Raw genomic sequence first — 6,312 nt, 5'->3', positions numbered from 1 at the left:
AAGTAGCACCGTAAGGAACAAATCCGCCGTGTAAGGCGATGCCATTCATAATCGCAGCCATACCGAATTCACGAACGCCGTAATAAATATAGTTACCGGCCGCATCATTAGCTTCCAAGCCCTTACAGCCACTCCATAAAGTCAGGTTAGACGCAGCAAGATCAGCAGAGCCCCCCATTAATTCAGGAAGCATTGGACCAAACTGGTTCAAGGAATTCTGCGATGCCTTTCGGCTGGCAATCGTTGCACCATCTTCTTGCAACTGATTAATGTATTGATCTGCTTGTTTAGCAAAATCTTCTGGAAGCTCACCAGCTAAACGACGATTGAATTCGCTAGCAAGTTCTGGATATACCTCTGCGTATGCATCAAAACGAGCAGACCAATCTTTCTCAGCCTTGGAACCCGCTTCACGAGCATTCCAGCCATTATATATATCTTCGGGAATTTCAAAAGCACCATGAGCCCAGCCTAAGCGCTCACGAGTTGCAGCAATTTCATCATCACCCAACGGAGCACCGTGACAATCTTCTTTACCTTCTTTATTTGGCGAACCAAAACCTATTACTGTTTTACAGCAAATAATAGTTGGCTGAGTAGTATTACTTTTAGCTTCTTTAATGGCCGCCTCGATGGCATCAGCATCATGACCATCTACATTAGGAATAACTTGCCAGTTATAAGACTCGAAGCGCTTAGGTGTATCGTCAGAGAACCAACCTTCGACTTCACCGTCTATTGAAATGCCGTTATCATCATAAAAAAGTACCAATTTACCCAAGCCAAGCGTACCTGCTAAAGAACACACTTCGTGGGAAATACCTTCCATCAAACAGCCATCACCAGCAAATGTATAGGTGTAATGATCAACGATATTATGACCTTCACGGTTAAATTGCGCAGCAAGTGACTTTTCGGCTATCGCCATACCCACCGCATTAGAAATACCTTGACCAAGAGGGCCAGTGGTAGTTTCAACTCCGGGTGTGTATCCGTATTCAGGGTGACCTGGCGTTTTAGAATGTAGCTGTCGGAAGTTTTTAAGATCTTCAATACCCAGATCATAACCGCTTAAGTGCAGCAAAGAATAGATAAGCATTGAACCGTGGCCGTTGGACAATATAAATCGATCGCGATTTGGCCAAGACGGGTTCTGAGGGGTATGCTGTAAGTGGCCGTTCCATAACACTTCAGCAATATCAGCCATTCCCATTGGCGCGCCAGGATGGCCAGACTTTGCTTTTTGAACTGCATCCATACTTAACGCACGAATGGCATTTGCTAGTTCACGACGTGACGGCATTAAATTTCTCCCGAAAGATGATCTAAAAAAGCCGCCATTCTCGCTTAAATTACCCTATTGAGCAAATAAAACTTGAACAATAGGGTAATAATATTATGAAGCCTGGGAGGCCGAGTGAACCGTACTCTGGGCAAGGTCCAGCAACTCTCGCAACGCAACTGAATACATTGAAAACTCTGCATCTTCGGTAGCTTTGAATTCAGTGAGCATCTGACGCCATCGCGCCACAAGCTCATCATGCTGCTCCATCCATAAATCGACACGTTTATTTATGTCTTTCGGGGCATCATTCAACTTCAACAAACCGACAGTTAAAGCACGCTGCTGCCAGTCTAGATCTTCTCTGAAAGCTTCACGCGCTAGTGCTTGCCAGTGAGTTAAAGGCGTAAGTGCGTTAATTTGGTAGGAGAACCAAGTTAGCTCTAAGCGATTGCCCAGTAAGTAGTAAATTTTGGCAACCTGATCCAGAGAGCCATCACCCTCTTCCTGCGCCTCTATAATCCCAAGCGCAGAATACAAATGACTGGCCCCAGCGACAATACCTGCGAGCTTTTCCGGCACACCTTGCTCGACCAGGCTATCAAACTTATCTTGCCATAACTGGGCAGATGCGCCAGTCAGGTAACTTGGTAACGATTTAGCAATCTTGGCTATACCAGTTTTGAAACGGTCCATATTCTCAGTAACGTTTAATTCACTGCGACGATTTCTGATCAGCCAGCGACATGCTCTGCGCATTAAACTCATTAACTCAGCCATCATACTGTACTGGAGGTCACTGGAAATAAGGTAATCAAGATCCTCTACTTGCCCCCAAATATTTTCAAGGTCAAATACATCACGCGCGATAATATAAGCCAAAGCAACTGAAGAGGAGCTTGCACCTGTTGATTGCTTTAACCGCTCAACGAATGTAATCCCCATATGATTGACCATATCGTTAGCAACCTGCGTTGATATGATCTCTCTTCTTAAGCGATGATCATGAAGTTGAGCACCGTATTTCTTGACTATCTGTTGTGGGAAGGCGACCTCAATTTCATCACTCAAGTGGTCATCATCAGGAAGGTTCGAGTTAATAAGCTCTTCTTTAAGGTCACCTTTTACATAGGAGATAAGTACTGATAACTCGGGTCTTGTTAGCCCCATATCTAGAGACTTTCGCTCAGTGATATCGTCATCACAAGGCAGGAACTCAAGTTCACGATTCAGCTTTCCTGATGCTTCCATTGCATTGATCAGACGTCGATACTCTTCCATTCTTGGCATCGCATCTTTAAGCGCTATACTAATTGCTTGTGTTTGACGGTAGTTATTTTTTAAAACGAGATCAGACACGCTATCCGTCATGTCTGCTAACAGTTTATTTCTTTGCTTCTCAGTTAAGTCTCCATTCAGCAATATATCATTCAAGAGGATCTTTATATTCACTTCATGATCTGAGCAGTCTACGCCAGCCGCGTTATCGATAAAGTCTGTATTTAATTGCCCGCCACTCTGAGCATACTCAATACGAGAAAGCTGGGTCATACCCAAATTTCCGCCCTCACCGACTACTTTGGCTTTTAGCTCTTTACCGGTGATACGTAATACATCATTAGCCTTATCACCCACATCCGCGTGAGTTTCCTTGCTCGACATAATATAGGTGCCAATGCCGCCAAACCAAAGCAGGTCAACCTCTGCCTTTAGTATTCGATTTATCAAATCATTTGGAGCCAGGCGCGTTTCCTTTGTACCGATAAAGTCCTGCATTTGCTTCGAAAGTTCAATAGACTTAGAGGAACGTGAATAAATACCGCCACCTTCAGAAATCAGTTCTTTGTTATAGTCATCCCAGGTAGAGCCCTGCAGTTCAAACAAGCGCTTTCTCTCTGAAAAGCTTGTTGAAGGGTCCGGATCAGGATCAAAGAAAATGTGCATATGGTTAAATGCCGCTACTAGCTTGGTATGCTTGGATAGCAGCATGCCATTTCCGAAAACATCGCCTGCCATATCACCGATACCAATTGCAGTGAATGGCGTTGTTTGCGTATTAAGACCTAGCTCTCTGAAATGGCGCTGAACTGATACCCAAGCGCCTTTTGCAGTGATCCCCATTTTCTTGTGGTCGTAGCCGTGACTACCACCCGAAGCAAAGGCATCACCAAGCCAATGCCCCTTCTCCAAAGATATCTCATTCGCAATATCAGAGAAGGTTGCTGTGCCTTTATCCGCGGCAACTACGAGGTAATAATCGTCATCATCATGACATACGACTTCGGTCGGCTTAACCACTTCACCATTAACCAGGTTATCGGTTACATTAAGCATTCCGGTAATAAAGGTTTGGTAACACGCAATCCCTTCAGCGATGAAGCCTTTCCGGTCGCTTGGAAAATTCTTAGCAACGAAGCCGCCCTTCGCACCAACCGGAACGATAACAGCATTCTTAACTTGCTGAGCCTTAACCAAGCCTAAAACTTCAGTGCGATAATCTTCATAACGATCAGACCAACGCAAGCCACCACGAGCAACCTTCCCCCCACGCAAATGAACCCCTTCAACCCTGGGCGAATAAACAAATATCTCATACATTGGAACGGGCAAAGGAACGTTTGGAATTAAACGCGGCTGCAACTTATACGAAATATAACTTTTATCCGCACCACCGCTATCGTGCTGATAGAAGTTTGTACGCATCGTTGCTTTGATCAAATCAAGATATAAACGCAGAATCTTGTCTTCGGTCAGGTTATGTACATTGTTTAGCGCCTTGTAAAAGTTTTCTTCTATCTTATCTAGCAGCTTTAGATTCTTTGCAGATAAAGCGTTTGCACCGGGTTTAAAACGGTGTTCAAAATAGTCGCTAAGCAAGGCCGTGATTTCTACGTTTGACACCACCGTATTAGAAATAAACTCTTGAGAGTTGCTAACGCGAATCTGTTGCATATAACGGGAGTAAGATCGTAGCATCGCGATTTGACGCCAATTCATATAGGCACTGATTATTAACCTATTAAATCGGTCATTCTCTGCGTCTCCCTGCCACACTTTGATAAATAGCTCTTCGAAATTATCACGAATCTTCGAAATATCAATTGGCTTCTGATCGCTTGTCGTCAACATAAAATCATGTAACCACACCGTAGCTCCTTCACGATCAATACTTTCGTAAGGGTTCTCACCGATAACTCTCAGCCCCATATTTTCGAAGATAGGCATGACATCAGACAATGGGATCGGTTGATCAGCATGAAAAAGCTTAAAGTGAACGACTTTTTCATTTTCTTCTATCGTTCGATAAAAACTCATACCAATCGTATTTTCAGTTTTTACCTTTTCTATATTCTCGATATCGACCGCAGCTCTTCGAGGCGAAAACTCTTCTCGATAACTTGATGAAAAAGCGGATCTATAACGGTTGATATAAGTATTTGCTTTCTCTTCGCCGTAAGCATCAAACAAAGATTGCTCTAGATCGTCTTCCCAAGACTGAGCTACAGCAACAATTTTCTCTTCAATGTCAGCAACGTTAAACGCACTTCGGTCAAAATGTTCAACACGCAAGTTAATATGGGTTCGCGCAAGCACTGACTCAGATATAAATGTATTAAAGTCAGTATCAGCAGCACCTAAACTATCTTGTAAAATTCGCTGAATTTTAAGGCGAATATCCGTGCTATAGATTTCTCTTGGGACATAAGCCAAACATGAGACAAACTGGCTAAAAATATCCTCTCTTATAAATAGCCTTGTCTGCTTTCGCTCCTGTATATAAAGGGTTCCCATAATAACGTCGAGCAACTCATCCTTATCAATCTGGAACAGATCCTCCCGTGGAAAAACTATCAGAGACTGCAGAAGCTCCTTGCCCCGATAGTCCCGTATATTTAAACCCGAGTTTTCAGAAACGTAGCTGATTTTATTCCGCAACAAAGGAATGTTTGCAGGCGATTCAGAATACATTTTTGCGGTGTATAGGCCAATAAAACAACAGATACCGGCTAAATTGCCATCTTTATCAAAACGCTTTACACCAACACACTCTGGATAAACAGGTCGATGAACGGAGGACCGCTGAGAAGCCTTTGAGAAAAAGAACAAATTGCTACCGAAAATTTGTTGCTTAGAGGCTTTTGGCAACTTGTTCAGTTCTGACTTTTCGATAAAATCTACAAAGCGATGAACCAGCCCCAGGCCGCTTCCTTTAACGAGGTCGAAACTTTCACTTCTTCCCTCTTTCTTTAGGTCATAATCTACACAACCCAAGAAGATGAAGCGTTCATCCCCCATCCAGCGTAAAAACTCGCGCCCCTCTTCAATGTCTTCAGGCGCAATAGTTTTATAATTCTTTTCGGTTAGGTTTTCTATCAAGCTCTGTTTCTTGGTAAGCATATTTTCATAGTCGCCAACCATCGTTGAAACGTCTGACATCACTTCATTGATAGCCTTTAGCAAAGACTTCTGAGACGCTGAATCGCTATGCCGATCTATCTCGATAAATATAAGCGCTTCATCATTGCAGGTTGATTCTTTTGCGGCGGCACCACTTTTAAGGGATTCAATATCACCATTTTTTGCTCGTTCGCAACGGATATTTGCATACTGAATACTATGAATTTTGACCATGCGATTAGAAAGGATTAGCCTGATCGAATCGACAATAAACGGCATGTTTTCTTGAAGCACCACGAGTACAGTATGGGGTGACTGCCAATTATGGTCTTCAAGGTTCGGGTTAAAAACCTCAATTTTCGCCTTTGTACCTTTGTGCGTTGAAGAAAACTTCCATGCCGACATAACAAGGCCGAGCATATCCGAGACTCTACGGTCTTCGAATTCCTCTATAAACGTGCTTGCGAAAAGCTGGTCGACAAACTGGGTAACCAACGCTCCCTGTTTGACACCTAACTTATCCTTAACAGAGTCTTTAATCTGGGAAATGAATTTTTTCTTACTTGTGGTATCAATAACCTTCATTATTATTTTCCGCCATTTCAATCAACAAAGCTCACAACTTACATTAG

The 6,312-nt window shown here is 43.2% G+C and carries 2 protein-coding genes; both read right to left on the bottom strand.

The annotated features are described in order from the left end of the window. Positions 1-1,303, bottom strand: a 1,303-nt coding sequence (locus A3766_RS05260) for a transketolase (protein ID WP_068641852.1), incomplete at its 3' end; no start/stop codon positions are given. Between the two features lie 93 nt (positions 1,304-1,396). Further along, positions 1,397-6,265: an NAD-glutamate dehydrogenase gene (locus A3766_RS05255; RefSeq protein ID WP_068641850.1), complete on the bottom strand. Its 4,869-nt coding sequence runs from the start codon at positions 6,263-6,265 to the stop codon at positions 1,397-1,399. Between the last annotated feature and the right edge of the window lie 47 nt (positions 6,266-6,312).

This window comes from Oleiphilus sp. HI0132, assembly GCF_001635845.1.
This window is presented reverse-complemented; position numbering and strand designations above follow the sequence as displayed.